General features: G+C 52.3%; 14 protein-coding genes and 1 tRNA gene. 5 read left to right on the top strand and 10 right to left on the bottom strand.

All coding sequences use genetic code 11. From position 1 onward, the window contains the following. Nucleotides 1-12 precede the first annotated feature (12 nt). The 8 genes from lon to AACY98_RS01045 form a co-directional block, all read right to left on the bottom strand. Nucleotides 13-2,454 carry an endopeptidase La gene (gene lon / locus AACY98_RS01080; protein ID WP_126979813.1) on the bottom strand — a complete coding sequence of 814 codons (2,442 nt, stop codon included), beginning with the start codon at nucleotides 2,452-2,454 and terminating at the stop codon, nucleotides 13-15. 222 nt (nucleotides 2,455-2,676) lie between these two features. Beyond that, complete coding sequence (gene clpX / locus AACY98_RS01075; protein WP_339800481.1) at nucleotides 2,677-3,957, bottom strand: ATP-dependent Clp protease ATP-binding subunit ClpX; 1,281 nt, start codon at nucleotides 3,955-3,957, stop codon at nucleotides 2,677-2,679. 215 nt (nucleotides 3,958-4,172) lie between these two features. Then, complete coding sequence (gene clpP, locus AACY98_RS01070) at nucleotides 4,173-4,781, bottom strand: ATP-dependent Clp endopeptidase proteolytic subunit ClpP (RefSeq protein WP_126979815.1); 609 nt, start codon at nucleotides 4,779-4,781, stop codon at nucleotides 4,173-4,175. 40 nt (nucleotides 4,782-4,821) lie between these two features. After that, nucleotides 4,822-6,135, bottom strand: a complete 1,314-nt coding sequence (tig, locus tag AACY98_RS01065) for a trigger factor (protein WP_126979816.1) — start codon at nucleotides 6,133-6,135, stop codon at nucleotides 4,822-4,824. A gap of 508 nt (nucleotides 6,136-6,643) precedes the next feature. Continuing rightward, nucleotides 6,644-7,873, bottom strand: coding sequence for a CaiB/BaiF CoA transferase family protein (locus tag AACY98_RS01060; protein ID WP_126979817.1), 1,230 nt, complete (start codon nucleotides 7,871-7,873; stop codon nucleotides 6,644-6,646). A gap of 36 nt (nucleotides 7,874-7,909) precedes the next feature. Beyond that, the gene (locus AACY98_RS01055) at nucleotides 7,910-9,112 is read right to left on the bottom strand and encodes a 3-oxoadipyl-CoA thiolase (protein WP_339800474.1); all 1,203 of its coding nucleotides are present in this window, start codon (nucleotides 9,110-9,112) and stop codon (nucleotides 7,910-7,912) included. A gap of 36 nt (nucleotides 9,113-9,148) precedes the next feature. After that, nucleotides 9,149-10,669 (bottom strand): 3-hydroxyacyl-CoA dehydrogenase, encoded by a 1,521-nt coding sequence (locus tag AACY98_RS01050; RefSeq protein WP_126979819.1) that lies wholly within the window; start codon nucleotides 10,667-10,669, stop codon nucleotides 9,149-9,151. 3 nt (nucleotides 10,670-10,672) lie between these two features. After that, nucleotides 10,673-11,443: an enoyl-CoA hydratase gene (locus AACY98_RS01045; RefSeq protein ID WP_339800470.1), complete on the bottom strand. Its 771-nt coding sequence runs from the start codon at nucleotides 11,441-11,443 to the stop codon at nucleotides 10,673-10,675. 290 nt (nucleotides 11,444-11,733) lie between these two features. Here AACY98_RS01045 and AACY98_RS01040 point away from each other — a divergent pair, with 290 nt between their 5' ends. The 4 genes from AACY98_RS01040 (at nucleotide 11,734) to AACY98_RS01025 (ending at nucleotide 15,772) form a co-directional block, all read left to right on the top strand. Beyond that, the gene (locus AACY98_RS01040; protein ID WP_239442256.1) at nucleotides 11,734-12,555 is read left to right on the top strand and encodes an IclR family transcriptional regulator; all 822 of its coding nucleotides are present in this window, start codon (nucleotides 11,734-11,736) and stop codon (nucleotides 12,553-12,555) included. An 8-nt stretch (nucleotides 12,556-12,563) separates the two neighbouring features. Next, complete coding sequence (locus tag AACY98_RS01035) at nucleotides 12,564-13,718, top strand: acyl-CoA dehydrogenase family protein (RefSeq protein ID WP_126979822.1); 1,155 nt, start codon at nucleotides 12,564-12,566, stop codon at nucleotides 13,716-13,718. 101 nt (nucleotides 13,719-13,819) lie between these two features. Then, nucleotides 13,820-15,085 carry an MFS transporter gene (locus AACY98_RS01030; RefSeq protein WP_126979823.1) on the top strand — a complete coding sequence of 422 codons (1,266 nt, stop codon included), beginning with the start codon at nucleotides 13,820-13,822 and terminating at the stop codon, nucleotides 15,083-15,085. A 207-nt stretch (nucleotides 15,086-15,292) separates the two neighbouring features. Further along, a complete protein-coding gene (locus AACY98_RS01025; RefSeq protein ID WP_339800463.1) occupies nucleotides 15,293-15,772 on the top strand; it encodes a nucleoside deaminase in 480 nt (159 codons plus the stop codon). Between the two features lie 206 nt (nucleotides 15,773-15,978). Here the strand turns inward: AACY98_RS01025 and AACY98_RS01020 are convergent, their stop codons facing one another. Together AACY98_RS01020 and AACY98_RS01015 are read right to left on the bottom strand one after the other, a co-directional pair. Further along, nucleotides 15,979-17,298: a dicarboxylate/amino acid:cation symporter gene (locus tag AACY98_RS01020; RefSeq protein ID WP_126979825.1), complete on the bottom strand. Its 1,320-nt coding sequence runs from the start codon at nucleotides 17,296-17,298 to the stop codon at nucleotides 15,979-15,981. 176 nt (nucleotides 17,299-17,474) lie between these two features. Continuing rightward, nucleotides 17,475-17,561: transfer RNA gene (locus AACY98_RS01015), tRNA-Leu, on the bottom strand. 381 nt (nucleotides 17,562-17,942) lie between these two features. Between AACY98_RS01015 and pdxH the strand changes: the two genes are divergently transcribed. Beyond that, nucleotides 17,943-18,581 (top strand): pyridoxamine 5'-phosphate oxidase, encoded by a 639-nt coding sequence (pdxH, locus tag AACY98_RS01010; protein WP_339800457.1) that lies wholly within the window; start codon nucleotides 17,943-17,945, stop codon nucleotides 18,579-18,581. Nucleotide 18,582: the final 1 nt, after the last annotated feature.

Below are 18,582 nucleotides of genomic sequence, written 5' to 3'. Positions count from 1 at the left end.
ATTATTATTAAATCAATGCTTGATTGCCGCGCCCACCATCGGGCCGGAGCGTGTTTCATCCCCTGTTTTGGCAGCAACTGCCGGCGGAACAACGACCGGCTCATCAGACAATGGTTCGGGCATGCGTTCCAGCGCAATCTCAAGCACCCTGTCAATCCAGCGTACCGGAATGATCTCCAGGTGGTTTTTGACGTTTTCCGGAATCTCCTGCAAATCTTTCACATTCTCTTCCGGAATCAGCACGGTCTTGATATCACCACGGTGTGCCGCCAACAGCTTTTCTTTCAAGCCACCAATGGCCGTCACCTCTCCGCGCAACGTGATTTCACCGGTCATCGCCACATTGGCGCGCACCGGAATACCGGTCAGCGCTGAAACCAGTGCTGTTGTCATTGCAGCACCAGCACTCGGACCGTCTTTCGGGGTTGCGCCGTCAGGCACGTGCAGGTGAATATCACGTTTTTCAAACAGCTCATCGGCAATGCCCAGCCGGTGGGCCCTGCTGCGTACCACCGTACGTGCAGCCTCCATCGACTCTTTCATCACATCGCCCAAAGAACCAGTGCGAATGATGTTGCCCTTGCCCGGCATCACAGCAGCTTCAATGGTCAGCAGATCGCCACCCACTTCCGTCCATGCCAGCCCGACCACCTGTCCGACCTGGTTCTGCTTTTCAGCATGCCCGTAATCGAACTTGCGCACACCCAGGAAGTCGTTCAGGTTCTCTTCCCTGACTTCGACTTTGTCTTTATAAGTGCCTAACTGCACACCTTTGACAACCTTGCGGCAGATTTTTGAAATCTCACGCTCAAGCGCACGCACACCGGCTTCACGTGTGTAGTAACGGATAATGCCCAGAATCGCCGATTCGGTCACTTCCAGTTCATTCTCTTTCAGCCCGTTGAGCTTCATCTGCTTAGGCAGCAGATAGCGTTGCGCAATGTGGTTTTTCTCATCTTCGGTATAACCCGCCAGACGGATCACTTCCATGCGGTCCAGCAATGCCGGCGGAATATTCATCGAATTGGATGTTGCGACAAACATCACATCCGAAAGATCGAAATCAACCTCGGCATAATGATCGGCAAACGTATGGTTCTGCTCAGGGTCCAGCACCTCCAGCAAAGCAGAAGACGGATCGCCCCGGAAGTCCATACCCATTTTGTCGATTTCATCGAGCAGGAATAACGGATTACGTGTTCCGATCTTGGTCAGGTTCTGCAAAATCTTGCCTGGCATCGCACCAATATAGGTACGGCGATGCCCGCGGATTTCCGCCTCATCACGCACGCCACCCAAGGCCATGCGCACATATTTGCGGCCAGTGGCACGCGCAACCGACTGCCCCAGCGAGGTTTTCCCCACGCCGGGAGGCCCTACCAGACACAAAATCGGTGCCTTGACCTTATCAACGCGTTTCTGCACTGCCAGATACTCCAGGATACGGTCTTTGACTCGCTCCAGGCCGTAGTGGTCTTCGTTGAGCACTTTTTCAGCCTCTGCCAGATCTTGCTTGATTTTGGTCTTTTTGCTCCATGGCAACTGCACCAGCGTATCAATGTAGTTGCGCGTCACGGTGGCTTCAGCCGACATCGGAGACATCAGCTTGAGCTTTTTCAGCTCGGACTCCACTTTTTTCAGAGCCAACTTGGGCATGCGTGCAGCTTTGATCTTCTTTTCCAGATCTTCAATGTCTGCACCGTCTTCGCCTTCGCCCAATTCTTTCTGGATCGCCTTGACCTGCTCATTGAGGTAATACTCGCGCTGGCTTTTCTCCATCTGGCGTTTCACGCGCCCGCGGATCTTCTTCTCTACATTCAGGATATCCACTTCGCGTTCCAACTGACCATATAGGTTTTCCAGCCGCTGCTGAACACTGGCCAGCTCCAGCACTTCCTGCTTTTGCTCCAGTTTAAGCGGCAGGTGTGCGGCAATGGTATCTGCCAGTCGCCCGGCGTCGTCAATGCCTGAAACCGAAGCCAGAATCTCGGCCGGAATTTTTTTATTCAGCTTCACATACTGGTCAAACTGCGACACCACAGCACGGCGCAACGCCTCAATTTCAGAAGTACTCTCGTTGTTGTTGACCAGCGGCTGCACCGTTGCAATAAACAACTCGTCCTCTTCCGTGACCGACTGCACATGCGCACGCTTGCTGCCCTCGACCAGCACCTTGACGGTTCCGTCTGGGAGCTTGAGCATTTGCAGAATGGTGGCAATACAGCCCACATCAAACAGATCATCCGGCTTGGGCTCGTCCTGCCCGGCAGTTTTTTGTGCCACCAGCATGATCTGATGATCATCCCCAGCCATAGCCGCTTCAAGTGCCTTGATGGACTTGGGGCGCCCTACAAACAGCGGAATCACCATGTGCGGAAAAACCACCACATCGCGTAAAGGCAACAATGGCAGTTTTGCAAACTCAGAAATCTTTTCTTCGGGATGACCGGACATAAATCCACCCTTATTTATACATATCAAATACCAGACTGGCCAACCAGCGGCCAAGTGTCTGATTTACTTAGCTGCGTAACACACCTGCCCCCTGCGGAAAAACTCCCTCGCCTCAACCAGGCAGTTCCCCCAGGGCACAACGTGCTTTCACCGCACAATCAGTTACAGAAATGGGGCTGTCTGAACGGAAATCAACCCCTGCGGCGTCATTGACCCTGCGCTTTACGCGCTTTTGGCCGACTCCTGATACACAATCAGGGGTTTCTTCCTGTCAGCCACGGTATTTTCATCGACCACCACCTTTTCTACCCCGTGCAAACTGGGTAAATCATACATGGTATCAATCAACACCTCTTCCAGAATAGAACGCAGGCCACGGGCTCCTGTTTTGCGCTTCATCGCCTTTTTGGCAATGGCTTTCAAGGCTGAGGCCGTAAACTCAAGCTGGGCGCCATCCAGTTCAAAGAGCCGCTGATACTGCTTGATCAGTGCATTCTTCGGTTCAGTCAGAATCTGGATCAGGGCATCCTCATTCAGCTCACCCAGTGTGGCAACCACCGGCAAACGCCCGACCAACTCCGGAATCAGCCCATATTTCACAATATCTTCCGGCTCCACTTCTGAAAACAGTTCAGTGATGTCGCGGCCAGACTTGCTGCGTACCACAGCGCCAAACCCAATGCCGGAAGCCTCAGTGCGGTTTTCCACCACTTTTTCCAGGCCGGCAAATGCGCCGCCACAGATAAACAGGATATTGGTGGTATCCACCTGGATAAAATCCTGATTCGGGTGCTTACGCCCGCCCTGGGGCGGAATGGCTGCCACCGTGCCTTCAATCAGCTTAAGCAATGCCTGCTGCACACCTTCGCCCGAAACATCGCGGGTGATGGAAGGGTTATCGGATTTGCGTGAAATTTTGTCAATTTCATCAATATAAACAATGCCCTTCTGTGCTTTTTCCACATCGTAATTACACGACTGCAGCAGCTTTTGAATGATGTTCTCAACGTCCTCACCAACATAACCGGCTTCGGTCAAGGTGGTTGCGTCGGCCATCACAAACGGCACATTCAACTGCCGTGCCAGCGTCTGCGCCAGCAGCGTTTTACCTGACCCGGTCGGCCCGATCAGCAAAATATTGCTCTTTGCCAGCTCGACTTCGTCGTCCTCATCAATCTGCCCTTCGCCCTGGTGCCGCAAGCGTTTATAGTGGTTATAAACCGCCACACTGAGAATGCGTTTGGCAATCTCCTGCCCAATCACATAAGCGTCCAGATTAGCTTTGATCTGCGCAGGCGTAGGCAACTCCGCCTCATCGTCCTGGGCGTCTTTGGTGTTCAGACTTTCTTTGATCATTTCAGCGCAAAGCTTGACACAATCATTGCAGATGAACACATTGGAGGGGCCAGCCACCAACTTCTTGACTTCTTTATTGCTCTTCCCGCAGAAAGAACAGTACAACTCCACATCTTTTGAATCGGACGTGTTATCTTTATCTGACATAAATTTCAAAACCTCTAAAAGGAAATGACCTGTTTACCACCCATATCAAAGCACATGATACGCTAAAACGCATAAAGTCCGCTGATCGGTGTTTTTCAGCCAAACCGGCTTTACATTCCAGCCAAAACCATTCCCACAGCAAAAGAAAAGGCCCGTTGAATTTCAGGCCTTTTAGGGTCAAAACCCCGACACAGCAGCAAACGCACTAGATATGTTTAGCCGCGTTTATCAATGACCTTATCAATCAGGCCATACTCCTGCGCCTCATTCGCGGTCAGGAAATAATCCCTGTCGGTATCATGCGCGATCTTTTCCAATGGCTGCCCGGTACGATCAGCCAGAATCTGGTTGAGCTGTTCGCGTGTTTTCAGAATTTCGCGGGCATGAATTTCAATCTCCGAGGCCTGCCCCTGGGCTCCGCCCAAAGGCTGATGGATCATGATTTTGGAATTTGGCAGCGAATAACGCTTGCCTTTTGTCCCCGCAGCCAACAGAAATGCCCCCATACTGGCAGCCATTCCGATACACAGTGTTGACACATCCGGCTTAATGAACTGCATGGTATCAAAAATAGACATACCGGCTGTGACAGAGCCCCCCGGAGAGTTGATATACATCGAAATCTCTTTATCGGGGTTTTCGCTTTCCAAAAACAGCAACTGAGCCACCACCAGATTGGCCGTATGGTCATCCACCGGCCCGACCAGAAAAATAATCCGCTCACGCAGCAACCGGGAGTAAATATCGTAAGCACGCTCTCCCCGGCCAGATTGCTCAATCACCATGGGCACCAGCCCCAGGTTACGTGTTTCAAGTGCGCTCATCACGACTCCCAAAAATATAAGACAGCCTCTTATATGGGGATTATTGCTGCCCCATCAACTCTTCAAAGGAAATCTTCTTGTCGGTTACCTTGGCTTTTTCCAGCACAAAATCCGTCACATTGGCTTCAATGACAATACCTTCCACCTCGGCAATGCGCTGTGGTTCAGAATAATACCAGCGAACAACCTCTTCCGGTCTTTCGTAGCTGGCAGCCAGTTCGTTCACATGGTTTTGCACCTGTTCTTTGCTGGCACCCAGGTCATTGGCTTTCACCAGATCGGCCACCACCAGGCCCAGACGGACACGGCGCTCAGCCTGGGGCTTGAATACATCCTGCGGAATCGGGGCCTTATCGGCATCTTTGATACCGCGGGCACGCAGCTCGGCGCGTGCGCTTTCCACCATACGCTGCAACTCGGATGTTACCATCGATTGCGGTAAGTCCAGTTCTGCCGTTTTCAGCAGCGCATCCATCACAGCCTGCTTGTTGCGGTTCAGCAGGCGGAATTTGACTTCACGCTCCAGATTGTTGCGGATATCAGCGCGCAACGCATCCACTGTGCCATCAGCCACGCCCAGCGATTTGGCGAATGCGTCATCCACTTCCGGCAGTACCTGGGTTTCCAGCTTTTTCAGTGTAATCAGGAAGTCTGCCTGTTTACCGGCAACCTCTTTGCCATGGTAATCCGCCGGGAAATTCAACTGGAACGTTTTCGTTTCGCCCACTTTCATACCCTGCACGGCATCTTCAAACTCCTTGAGCATCTGGCCTTCGCCCAGCACAAACGCAAACCCCTCGGCTTTGCCGCCTTCAAACGGCTCACCGTCAATTTTGCCTTCAAAATCAACCGTGGCGCGATCGCCCTCAGCAGCAGCTTCATCAGCAGCACGCTGATTGAAGGTACGGCGCTGGCGGCGCAAAATATCAATGGTGCGGTCAATCGCATCATCATCCACATCGGCACTGACGCGTTCCACTTCCACTGAGGACAAATCCCCCAGCTTCACTTCCGGAAACACTTCAAACACGGCATCAAATGCCAGCTCATCCTCAGACACCCCATCGGTTTTCTGCTTGAACGAAGGCGCACCGGCCACACTCAACTGGGCCTCCTGAATCGCCTTGTAAAAAGCCTGTCCGACTTTCTCTTGCAGCACTTCATTTTCAACCGAATAACCATACTGCTGGGCTACGACCGTCATCGGGACTTTGCCTGGGCGAAAGCCTGACATTTTGACTTTCTTTGACAGGCGGCGCAAACGGGCCTCGACCTCTTTTTGCACCTCAGACAGCGGTAAAGCTACCGTCAGTTTACGTTCCAGTTTTTCAAGTGTTTCAACGGTTACGGCCATGGTAAGTATTCTCTCAATTTGAATATCACATCTGCTCTATTCAGACCTGTACTGCGCAGCGCACCCACAACCATGGTTGCAAATGCTACTGCCTTGACAGCTGAAATAAACCAGATATCTGCTTTAATTAAACCTATTAAACTTCAGCACCAGTTCTCTTTGAATCCGTCATATCCTGGCGCCATCCGTTTGACCCCTTGCACAGAGGCAGAAAACGCCTGCATTCCATTCTTCAGCAACTGCTGCTTTTAAATTCTGTGTTTGCCATGAACCGCCTACCCGCTAAAGCCGAGCAGTTCAGACAACTGAACAAACGGGATATTGTAACAGCCTCGCCATAAAATATGGCTAATATTCAAAATATTGGCCTTGAATACCGTCAAATATATATCCACCACTCTCTTTATTCAAAGCCACGGCTGTTTTGTCACCAAAACAAAACCCTCACCAACAAGAGCATCTTATTCATGAGGGTTTTGCAGGCTTCTTTTCAATCAACCAAGGCTGCTCAGGAAGTAATCCCCTTGCTTGCCAGCGCTTGCAGTTCAGCTTCAGAAAGCCCGGTCAAAGCACTCAGCACCTCATGGGTATGCTGCCCCAGCGTTGGCGGTGCAGTGCGGTACTCCACCGGAGAAGCGGACAGGCGCAATGGGCTTGCCACCAAAGGCACCTTACCCACCAGCGGATGCGGCAACTCAATCTTCATGCCACGGTGCTTGACCTGCGGGTGCTCGAACGTTTGCGCAATGTTGTTAATGGCGCCACACGGCACCCCTGCCATTTCCATCGGGCCGATCCAGTCATACACATTCTTTTCCATCAGGAACTCCTGAATGATCGGCACCACCGTCTCACGGTTGCGCACGCGCCCCGCATTGGTTTTGAAGCGCTCATCCTCTGCCAGTTCCGGGTGTCCCAAAATTTCGCAGAACTTGGCAAACTGGCTGTCGTTACCCACAGCCAGCACCAGTTGCCCGTCTTTGGCATTGAACACCTGATACGGCACAATGTTGGCATGCGCATTGCCCTGGCGCTTGGGAACCTTCCCGGAAACCAGGTAATTCATATTCATGTTGGCCATGGTGGCTACCTGCACATCCAGCAGCGACATATCAATATACTGTCCTTCGCCGGTGTTGTTGCGATGCGCCAACGCCGCCAGAATCGCAATCGTCGAATACACGCCGGTCATGATATCGGCAAACGCCACCCCCACCTTCTGCGGGCCGCCGCCCGGCAGGTCATCGCGCTCGCCGGTAATGCTCATCAGCCCACCCATGCCCTGAACCACAAAGTCATATCCGGCCAGGCTGGATAACGGGCCATCCTGACCAAAGCCGGTGATAGAGCAGTAAATCAGTCCGGGGTTGAGCTTTTTCAGGTCTTCATACCCCAGCCCGTAGCGCTTCATATCGCCTACTTTGTAGTTTTCGATAAAAATATCGCTCTTTTTGGCCAGTTCACGGATCAACTCCTGCCCCTCGGGTTTGGACAGATTGATGGTGACCGATTTTTTGTTGCGGTTTGCCGCCAGATAGTAAGCAGAATCTTTAGGGAACTCATTGCCCTCTTCATCTTTCAGGTACGGTGGGCCCCAGCCGCGGGTATCATCCCCGCTGCCGGGCCGCTCTACCTTAATGACCTCAGCGCCCAAGTCCGCCAGAATCTGTCCACACCACGGACCTGCCAGTACACGTGATAAATCAAGCACACGAATATTGGATAATGCACCTGCCATTACAACTCCTCCAGTTATATTACTTATTAAAAAACATTAAACGCGTTCAATCACAACGGCCAGCCCCTGACCAACCCCGATACACAGGCTCAGCACAGCATAACGCCCGCCTCTGCGCTCCAGTTCACGGCAGGCCGTCAATGCCAGACGTGCGCCAGAAGCCCCCAGCGGGTGCCCCACAGCAATCGCCCCGCCGTTCGGATTAACACGCGGATCATCAAACGCCACATTCATCAGCTTCAGACAACCCAAAACCTGGGAAGCAAATGCTTCGTTGATTTCGATAACGTCCATGTCCTTGAGCGTCAGCCCGGCACGCTCCAGCGCCTTCGGAATCGCATAGGCAGGCCCCACACCCATGATGCGCGGCTCCACCCCTACGGCAGCGCCCGACAAAATACGCGCCATCGGTTTGGCACCGGCCTTTTCACCGATTTCACGGCTGCCCACAAACATCGCTGCAGCACCGTCGTTCACACCAGAGGCATTCCCGGCTGTGACCACACCGCCTTCAAACAGCGCTCTCAATTTGCCCAACGATTCGACCGTTGTATCGGCACGCGGATGCTCATCCACATTGACCAGTTTCGGCGGTGTTTTCTTGCCGGTAGGCACCTCAATAGGCATGATCTCGCCTTCAAAAAAGCCGCTGGCCTGCGCCGCAGCAAATTTGGATTGAGAGCCTGCTGCAAAAATATCGCTTTCTTCGCGCGTCAGTCCCAGATCCTTGGCAACGTTATCTGCCGTTTCCGGCATTGTGTCATTGCCATACATTTTGGTGATTTTCGGATTGGGGAAACGTGCCCCAATCGCTGAATCAAACACCTTGAATTCACGGCCGTAGGCTTTTTCGCTCTTGGCTACCACGAATGGCGCCCGGCTCATATTTTCCACACCACCGGCAATGTAAAGTTCTCCCTCCCCACATGTTACGGCACGTGCAGCATCCAAAACAGCAGCCAGACCACTGGAGCACAGGCGGTTCACCGTCTGCCCCGGCGTGGTCGCAGGCAGGCCCGACAGCAACACCGCATGGCGTGCAATGTTGCGACTGTCTTCACCTGCCTGGCAGGCGCATCCCAGCAGCACATCTTCAACCTGCTCCGCAGTAAAAGGGCCGTCTGCCAGTATTTTCTGCATGACAGCGGCAACCAGGTCATCCGGGCGCACAGGCGCCAAAGCACCGGCCTGACGACCAAAAGCAGTTCTCAGCCCAGAATAGATATATGCATTTAACATTCGGTTTTCCTTCTTACTCAAAAATATGTATTCGAATCAGCTATCAGGTGTCAGCAATGACATGCCCAGCATGGCGCGGCGTTTCAGCCATGGGCTTGGGCGATAGCGGGGGTCACGGTAAAAATCAAACAGGTTGTCCAAAATCTTCAACACCGTTGCAGCCCCCAGCGCATCCCCCATGGCCAAAGGCCCTTTCGGATACCCGAGTCCTAAAGTCACGGCTTTATCAATGTCTTCCGGGGTGGCAATGCTTTGCTGTGCAATATCGCAACCGATATTGACAATGGTCGCCACCACACGCTGGCAGACAAATCCGGCGCTGTCGTGAATCACAGAAACCGGCACCTCCTCGGTGTGAAACATGGCATGCGCGGCATCACGCACCGCGGGTGATGTTTTGGGGTTGGTCATCAATGTGCGCTGCTTGTTGAGGAACAAGGGGTCCAGCCCGACAGTGCGCTCCGGATCCAGTCCCTGCGCCAATGCCACGGTGGTAACGTCCTGCCCCACAGGCAAAACCAGACAGATGGATTTGTCGCCAGGGCGTTCAGCCTGATCACGCTTGATCCCCAGGGTGCCCAGCAGTTCGGCAACCGCCGGGAACGCTTTGGCATCATTTGCACTGAGCCACACCGACATGTCGTTACGAGCCGGCACTGCGGGTGCCGGAATTTCCTGTTTTTGCCCTTCCGTATAAACATAAAACCCGCGTTTGGTCTTACGTCCCAGCAAGCCTGCAGCCTGGCGCAGACGCGCCAGTGGTGACGGCCGGAAACGTGGCTCCTGGTAAAACTGGTTATAAATAGACTCCATCACCGGCTGCGACACATCCAGCCCGGTCAAGTCCAGCAGTTCAAACGGCCCCATGCGAAACCCTGCCGACTGGCGCAAAATGCGGTCCACTTCCGGGTATGGAGCAATGCTTTCCCCCAGAATACGCAGCGATTCCGTCAAATACCCCCGGCCGGCATGGTTCACAATAAATCCGGGCGTATCGCTGGCGCGCACCGGCGTATGCCCCATGGCTTTGGCCATTTGAATCAGCTTGTCCGCCACCCAGCCATCGGTCAAAGGCCCGGAGATGATTTCAACAATTTTCATCAACGGCACCGGGCTGAAAAAGTGAAACCCAGCCACCCGGTTTGAATGTTTACATGCTGCGGCAATCGCCGTCACCGAAAGCGATGACGTGTTGGTTGCCAGAATGCATTTTTCGCTGACAATCGCTTCCAGTTGCGTAAACAATTCGCGCTTGACATCCAGGTTTTCAACAATGGCTTCCACCACCACGGTACAGGGCGCCAGATCATTGAGCGTAGCGGCCACCTGCAATCTGGCCGACGCTGCAGCAAGGTCTGCCTCGGTCATTTTCCCTTTGGCAGCCAGTTTGCCCAGCATCGCCACAATCGCTTCGCGCGCTTCCTCCCCACCGCCAGGACGGTTGTCATAAAGCTTAACCTCAATGCCCCCTTGCGCTGCAATCTGGGCAATACCCCGGCCCATCAGGCCAGCACCAACAACACCTAGTACATCGGGAGTTTTTGAAGAGTCATTCATATTTCAGCGTCCTGTATAAGAGGGTTTACGTTTTTCAAAAAAAGCACGCATGCCTTCCTTCTGATCCTCGCTGGCAAACAGCAGATGGAAAGCTTTTCTCTCCAGCATCAGCGCCGTATCCAGCGATGCATCCTGCCCGGCCAGCAACACTTCCTTGATTTGTGTGACAGCCAGCGGCGGCATCTTGGCAATGGTTTTGGCAAGCTCATAAGCCCTTGCATAAACCTTGTCGTCTTCCACAACTTCACTCACCAACCCCATCGTTAGCGCTTCCTGACTCGTGACAGGCTGGCCTGTAAGCAACATTTTCATGGCCTGGAATTTCCCCACGGTGCGCACCAGCCGTTGGGTTCCACCGGCTCCGGGCATGATCCCGACTCTGATTTCGGGCTGACCAAATGAGGCACTCTGCCCTGCCACAATGATGTCTGCGTGCATGGCCAGTTCACACCCACCACCCAGCGCATAACCATTGACTGCTGCAATCACCGGTTTCGGACAGTCGGCGATGACTTTCCACAACAGATGCACCTGCCGCAAATGCATGTCTATTGCGGTACTTTCCGCAATATCACGCAGGTCAGCTCCGGCAGCAAATGCCTGCTCGTTTCCGGTAATGATGATGCAGCGTGTTTCGCTATCCCGGCCCAGCGCGGCAAAATGCTCGGCCAGTTGCTGGCGAACGGATTGGTTGAGCGCATTTCGGACTTCAGGACGGTTGATACGAAGCGTAGCGATGCCTGCTTCAGGCCCTTCTAAGATGACTTCTTTCATAATGTCTCCGTTCCGCATTGTGGAACACTGTTTTAATAATAGAACGTTTCAAAGGCTTTTCACTTTAATAAAACATAGCACTTTTGTAAAGAAAAAGACCTGTTTTACTGAGTAAAACAGGAGAACAATTCTGCAGCCCCCATTCTGGCGCAACTCTTATATACTTAAGAAAATTCCGCACAGCGAAACACAATTTCATTTTTGTTGACTGAAAGGTAAAAACCATGACAGAATTATTGAATAAACAAAAAAGTTCAGAAAAAAATATCCGAAATCAAGGAGACAAGCTCGTGACAACTGGTTACGAAGACAACGATATTGCTCATTTCAATAATGAGAATGGCCCCAAAGAACGGCAGTTTGTGACTGCGCTGGCTCGCGGGCTGGAGCTTTTGCGTTGTTTCGGGCCTGGAGAGCGTTACCTTGGCGTGGCAGAACTGGCGCGCCGCTCCGGCATTCCAAAACCCTCTGTATCCCGGCTGGCCGGCACTTTGGTCACGCTGGGTTATCTGGATTTTTCCCCGACCCTGTCCAAATACAGTCTGGGCATTGGCGTACTGTCCTTGGGTTATGCCCTGCTGTCCAATATCGGCATCCGCCAGATCGTCAAACCCATGTTGCAGGATCTGGCCGAATATTCGCAGGCGTCCGTATCCATCGGGGTACGCGACCGGTTGAGCATGGTCTATGTTGAAACCGTGCGCAGCAATGCCCCGATCGGCACCCGCCGCGGCGTAGGCTCGCGTCTGCCCATTGTCAATACCGCATTAGGCAAAGCTTACCTGGCCGGCCTGCCCGAATCTGAGCGCAATTTCCTCATGGGCCAGTTGCGCATGCGTGACGAACAGAACTGGCCGCACCTTGAAAAAGGCATTCAGCAAGCCCTGCGCGATTATCAGGAACGCGGTTTTTGCATATCGATCAGCGAATGGGAAAAAGATATCAGTGCTGTCGGCGTACCTTTTCAGGACCATGACGGCAATTTCATGGCTTTCAGTTGCGGCGGTGCCGCATTTCTCCTGACCAAAGACCGGCTTGAAAACGACATCGGGCCGCGTCTGGTTAATATCGTCAACAGCATCGGCGGCAATCGACGCCAAAATCGAACTTAGGAAAAAAAATGATTCGTGATCAAGAAACACTCAACGTTTTACTCGACTCTTTGTCTCGTTTCGTCAAAGAACGGTTGATCCCCGCAGAAGAAATCGTCGCTGAAACAGACGAAATCCCGCAGGATATTGTTGCCGAAATGAAAGAACTCGGGCTGTTTGGCCTGAGCACGCCGGAAGAGTACGGCGGCCTTGGCCTGACCATGGAAGAAGAAGTGCTGATCGCGTTTGAAATTGCAAAAACATCACCCTGCTTCCGCTCTCTCATCGGCACCAACAACGGCATTGGCTCACAAGGCATCATCGTTGATGGCACCGAAGAGCAAAAACAAAAATACCTGCCCAAACTGGCCTCTGGTGAACTGATCGCCTCTTTTGCGCTGACCGAACCTGACGCTGGCTCCGATGCCGCATCACTGCGCACCTCAGCCAAGCGCGAAGGCGATTTTTACATTCTCAACGGTACCAAACGCTTTATCACCAATGCGCCCGAAGCCGGCATGTTCACCGTGCTCGCACGCACCAACCCGGAAATCAAAGGCGCGAAAGGCATTACCGCTTTCATCGTTGAGAGAGACACCCCAGGGCTCACGGTTGGCAAGCGCGACAAAAAAATGGGACAAAAAGGCGCCCATACCGCTGACGTGATCTTTGAAAACTGCAAAGTACCGGCCGCCAACATCATCGGCGGCCAAGAAGGTGTCGGTTTTAAAACCGCCATGAAAGTGCTGGACAAAGGCCGCCTGCACATTGCAGCCATCTGTACCGGTGCTGCCGAGCGCATGCTGGATGACGCATTGCGTTATGCCATTGAGCGTAAACAGTTCGGCCAGCCCATTGCAGAATTTGAACTGGTGCAAGCCATGCTGGCAGACAGCAAAGCTGAAATCTATGCGGCACGCTGCATGATTCTGGATGCCGCCCGCAAACGGGACAACAAAGAAAAAGTTTCCACCGAAGCCTCCTGCTGCAAGATGTTCGCCTCTGAAATGTGCGGCCGTGTGGCAGATCGTGCAGTACAGATTTTAGGTGGTGCAGGTTACATCTCAGAATATGCAACAGAACGTTTTTACCGGGATGTACGCCTGTTCCGTATCTATGAAGGAACTACCCAGATTCAGCAGATCGTCATTGCTCGCAACATGATCAAAGACGCACAGGCTTAAAACTATTTGATTTTTGTTAAGGAACAAATAAAGGGGTGGCGGACCAACCCTCTGCCCTTTTTTTGCATTGTGTTTTGTTATAAGTAGGAGACGCAAACTAAATGAATACAACAAGTGCTACAACACAACAACCGGGCAGTAAAACATGGATAGCCGTGTTTATATTCGGCTTCCTGGTGCTGATGATGGACGGAGCAGATCTGATGTTCCTGTCATACAGCCTGAAATCACTGATCGAAGACTTTGGGCTTTCCAATTCTGAAGCGGGTTCATTGCAAACCATTACGCTATTCGGCATGGCCATTGGCGGCATTTACGGCGGCTGGGCATCTGACCGTTTTGGCCGGGTTAAAACCGTTACCTGGTGCGTGGTGATTTTTTCCGTAGGTACCGCTGCATTAGGTGCCACACATAATTACTGGCAATTCGCGATTTTCCGCTTTCTTGCTGCATTGGGTCTGGGCGCTGCCTATGTAACCTGTAACACACTGATGGCAGAATACGTGCCTACCAAATACCGTACCACGGTGCTGGGTGGGCTGCAGGCTGGTTGGTCTGTCGGCTATCTGCTGGCAACCATTTTGGCCGGAGCAATCATTCCTGTCCACGGCTGGCGCTGGTTGTTCTATATCGCACTGATCCCGGTTGTCTTGGCATTCCTGATGCACTGGATTGTACCGGAACCCGAGTCATGGATCCGCGCCAACGCCAAGCGCCTGAAAGACAAGGCTGACAATCTTGCCGGTAAGGTTGTGGAAAAAGCTGAAAGTGCTTACAAAATCATTTTCAGTGACCCGACCACACGCAAAATGTTCCTGCTGTGGTGTATTACCGCAGGTTTTCTGCAGTTTGGTTACTATGGTATCGGCAGTTGGATGCCCACCTACCTGGAACAGGAAACCGGTCTGGCATTTAAGAAAATGACTGATTACATGGTTGGTTACTACACCGCCATGATTCTGGGCAAAATCATTGCCGGCTGGGTGGCTGACAAAATTGGACGCCGTGCTGTCTACGCGTTCGGTGCCATGGGCGCAGCGGTGTGTATCCCGCTGATTGTCTGGTACGGTAATCATGACAACATCATTTACCTGATGATTGCGTTTGGCTTTGTCTATGGTATTCCTTACGGTGTCAACGCCACCTATATGACCGAAAGCTTTGAAACCAAGATCCGTGGTACTGCTGTGGGTGGTGCCTACAACGTGGGCCGCGTCATGGCGATGGCCGCACCGATGGTGATTGGCGGTCTGGCTGATGCCGGCCATATCGGTATGGGCTTCCTGGTAATGGGCGGTGCCTACTTCCTGTGCGGCCTGGTACCTGCGCTGTTCATCAAAGACAAGCAGTTCGATCCGCAGAAATAACCAACCTAAAAAATCCCAAAATCGATCCTTTTCCCCCGGCATCCCCGGGGGATTTTTTATGCCTGCGCATTTTCCCTGCCTTCAAGAAATCTCCCAAAGAAAACAACCACTGTATGCACGCTGACCTTTATCAACTCTATTTGGCATAAGCCTTTTACAATCAAGTTGTCCCATGGCCACTCATTTACATTCTGAAGGAGTCAGATCATGCCATTGTCTTCAACCGACAAGCGCCTGCTTGCCCGTGCAGTCGAACTGTCTGCCACAGCACTTGCGCTGGGAAATCGTCCATTCGGCTCTGTGTTAGGAAATGCACAGGGAAATATTCTGGCCGAAGGACAAAATGATGAATGCACCAGCGCAGATCCGACAGGACATGCCGAAATGAATGTCATCCGGCGCATTGCAGGGCTGAAACCGGCTCAACTGAAAAATGCTACCCTATATGCCAGTGGCGAACCATGCGCCATGTGCGCTGCGGCTATTTTCTGGAGCGGTATCCGCCGGGTGGTTTTCGCTGCTTCCGGTCAGTATTTTGCCGATCTCGAAGGGCCCAACGCAACCCTGCTGCCACTCCCCTGTGCGGAACTCATGCGCCATGGGTCGCACACGGTTGAAGTCATCGGCCCCGTGGCAGACACGGGGGCAGAAACTATTTTGCAACAAGCTTTCCCCAACCAGAAATGACAGGGCACCCTCTTGGGGTAACAAAAAACAGCTAAACAACAATACCTCATGATGAACTGTGAAGTGTCATGAGGTACCGCTGTGCAAGCCATGCGTTTTGCACTGCAAAAACACATATCTTAAAAACATGTTTTGACCCACCGGGTGGCACAAAACCTGTTAATTTTGCGCCTATGATTTCTCACATTGCGAGAATGGGTTGCGGCCTATGTCAGCATTGCCTGGTCCACCTCCTGCGGGTTATTCAATGCATGGTGAAGTTTCTCGTTATCGAGCTGGCCACAGTATTTAGACACCACAATGGTTGCCAGACTGTTGCCAACCAGATTGGTCAATGCGCGCGCCTCCGACATGAACCGGTCAATCCCCAATACCAGCGCAACACCGGCTACAGGGATGGTGCCGACCGCCGACAATGTGGCTGCCAGCACAATGAACCCGCCGCCAGTCACCGCTGCTGCACCTTTGGAAGAAAGCAGCAGAATCACCAGCAGCCCGATCTCTTCTTTCAGCGACAGTTCAATACCCAGCGCCTGCGCGATAAAAATCGCTGTCATCGTCAAATAAATCGACGTCCCGTCCAGGTTGAATGAATAACCCGTAGGAATAACCAGGCCCACAGTCGACTTGGAACAGCCGGCCAGCTCCATCTTTTTCAGTAAACGCGGCAATACAGATTCCGAAGACGAAGTGCCCAGCACAATGAGCAGTTCGTCACGAATCAGCCGTATCAGTCTGAAAATGCTGAAACCGCAGGCACGCGCAATGGCGCCCAGTACAAAAATAACAAACAACAGACAGGTCGCATAAAAACACAGCATCAACTGCCCAAGCTGCCACAAGGTGCCTATGCCGTAGCGACCAATGGTGAACGCCATTGCACCGAATGCGCCAATGGGTGCCACTTTCATGATGATGTTCACCACATTGAACATTGCATGCGCAATCTGGTCAATCACTTCCAGCAGTGGTTTTCCATATTTCCCCAGACGATGCAGCGCAAAACCAAACAGCACCGAGAAAAACAGCACCTGCAAAATATCCCCTTCGGCAAAAGCGCCCACGACCGTCTTGGGAATGATATTCATAATGAACTCAACCGTTGACTGCGCCTTGTTCTCATACTGCGCAATGCTGGCGGCATCCAGTTCAGATACTTTGACGTTCATGCCTGAGCCTGGCTCGACAAAATTCACAATCACCAAGCCAATGATCAATGCAAATGTGGTCACCACTTCAAAATACAGCAAGGCAATGCCACCGGTTTTGCCAACAGACTTCATGCTCTCCATGCTGGCAATACCGCTGACCACCGTACAGAAAATGATCGGAGCAATCACCATTTTGATAAGCCGGATGAAGCCATCTCCCAAAGGCTTCATATGCTCTGCCAGACCTGGAATATGGTGCTTGACACCGTTGATGACCTCGTCGGTCCCAGGATAAAAATGCCCTAATGTAATACCGACAGCAATCGCCACCAGCACCTGAAAATACAGGTTCTTATATATAGGAGGTTTTTTCATTATGCCTCAGTCTCCAAAAAAATAAATTCAGGAATAACACCCGAACTGCGAGATTCTAGTGAACCGGAGACTGTAAAAAATTTAAAGCGTAATGGATTGATCAGGCATGGTGCTGCGCAAAAAAAATGGCTGGAAACGCCTCAATTTTGAGCACATTGCTGAATAATTTAAAGGTGTGGTGCGAGGGAGGGGACTCGAACCCCTACGGGGGTTAACCCGTCAGGACCTAAACCTGGTGCGTCTACCAATTTCGCCACCCTCGCTTAAGGTTTGCATGAGTTCCATGCAGACTGCCGTTTGACAGGCTCAATGGTGAGCGGGAGAAACCATTACGAATGTTTATTGAAAACTGTTCTGCTTCTCTTTTGATGCCTGCGGCTGAACTTTTTTACCAGTTCTTTCTGATCTGCCACAGATACCAGTCTGTTACCAGCCACCAGCCTTTTGGCAATATCAGGCCTTGCATTATACCGACTTTCTACACGCCGTCCTACCCACTGACCGCACAATCAGCAAAACAGCCGCTTGTCATTGTTCTTTGTTGCATCTGCGCCATTTCTGCCCATTGCCACTATTGAATTATGTTTGCCCTCTATCTCAATGGCATCAATCGTCTATGATTACCCTGACAGCAAGGAATTACCATGAGCAATATTTCTGACATGCGCAAAAGCTACGAACGGGGAGAACTGACCGAAACCAACGTCAGCGAGCAGCCCGTCCGCATTTTTGAACAATGGTTCAATGAGGCCGTTGCCGCCAAAGTTCCCGAACCCAATGCCATGACACTGGCCACCGTAGGTGCCCATGGCCGCCCGTCTACCCGTATTGTGCTCATCAAATCCTTTGATGCACAAGGTATTGTCTGGTACACCAATTACAACAGCCGTAAAGGGCATGAACTGGCTGAGCACCCTTATGCCGCATTACAGTTTCACTGGGTTGAGCTTGAACGTGTTGTGCGTATTGAAGGCCGGGTTGAAAAAGTATCGGCCGAAGAAAGTGATGCCTATTTTGCCAAACGCCCGCTGGACTCACGCATTGGTGCCTGGGCTTCTCCCCAAAGCGAAGTCATTCCCGGGCGCGGCGTTCTGATTGAAAACGCAGCGAAATATGCGGCCAAATTCCTGCTACAGCCACCGCGCCCCCCGCACTGGGGAGGCTACCGGCTGGTTCCGGATATGTGGGAATTCTGGCAGGGGCGTAAAAGCCGGCTGCATGATCGCCTGCGCTACCGCCTGACAGAAGAAAACCGCTGGCTCATGGAAAGGCTTGCACCGTAAT

This window comes from Saezia sanguinis (assembly GCF_963921665.1).
Taxonomy (GTDB): domain Bacteria; phylum Pseudomonadota; class Gammaproteobacteria; order Burkholderiales; family Burkholderiaceae_C; genus Saezia; species Saezia sanguinis.
The sequence above is the reverse complement of the archived record's forward strand: the minus strand, read 5'-3'. Positions and strand labels throughout refer to the sequence as shown.

What these genes read in the sequence shown, in the direction of transcription:
- AACY98_RS01050 (WP_126979819.1), bottom strand. Translation starts at nt 10,669, where the DNA reads ATGAATGACTCTTCAAAAACTCCCGATGTACTAGGTGTTGTTGGTGCT.
- AACY98_RS01045 (WP_339800470.1), bottom strand. Translation starts at nt 11,443, where the DNA reads ATGAAAGAAGTCATCTTAGAAGGGCCTGAAGCAGGCATCGCTACGCTT.
- AACY98_RS01030 (WP_126979823.1), top strand. Translation starts at nt 13,820, where the DNA reads ATGAATACAACAAGTGCTACAACACAACAACCGGGCAGTAAAACATGG.
- AACY98_RS01055 (WP_339800474.1), bottom strand. Translation starts at nt 9,112, where the DNA reads ATGTTAAATGCATATATCTATTCTGGGCTGAGAACTGCTTTTGGTCGT.
- clpX (WP_339800481.1), bottom strand. Translation starts at nt 3,957, where the DNA reads ATGTCAGATAAAGATAACACGTCCGATTCAAAAGATGTGGAGTTGTAC.
- AACY98_RS01025 (WP_339800463.1), top strand. Translation starts at nt 15,293, where the DNA reads ATGCCATTGTCTTCAACCGACAAGCGCCTGCTTGCCCGTGCAGTCGAA.
- AACY98_RS01035 (WP_126979822.1), top strand. Translation starts at nt 12,564, where the DNA reads ATGATTCGTGATCAAGAAACACTCAACGTTTTACTCGACTCTTTGTCT.
- pdxH (WP_339800457.1), top strand. Translation starts at nt 17,943, where the DNA reads ATGAGCAATATTTCTGACATGCGCAAAAGCTACGAACGGGGAGAACTG.
- AACY98_RS01060 (WP_126979817.1), bottom strand. Translation starts at nt 7,873, where the DNA reads ATGGCAGGTGCATTATCCAATATTCGTGTGCTTGATTTATCACGTGTA.
- AACY98_RS01020 (WP_126979825.1), bottom strand. Translation starts at nt 17,298, where the DNA reads ATGAAAAAACCTCCTATATATAAGAACCTGTATTTTCAGGTGCTGGTG.
- tig (WP_126979816.1), bottom strand. Translation starts at nt 6,135, where the DNA reads ATGGCCGTAACCGTTGAAACACTTGAAAAACTGGAACGTAAACTGACG.
- clpP (WP_126979815.1), bottom strand. Translation starts at nt 4,781, where the DNA reads ATGAGCGCACTTGAAACACGTAACCTGGGGCTGGTGCCCATGGTGATT.
- lon (WP_126979813.1), bottom strand. Translation starts at nt 2,454, where the DNA reads ATGTCCGGTCATCCCGAAGAAAAGATTTCTGAGTTTGCAAAACTGCCA.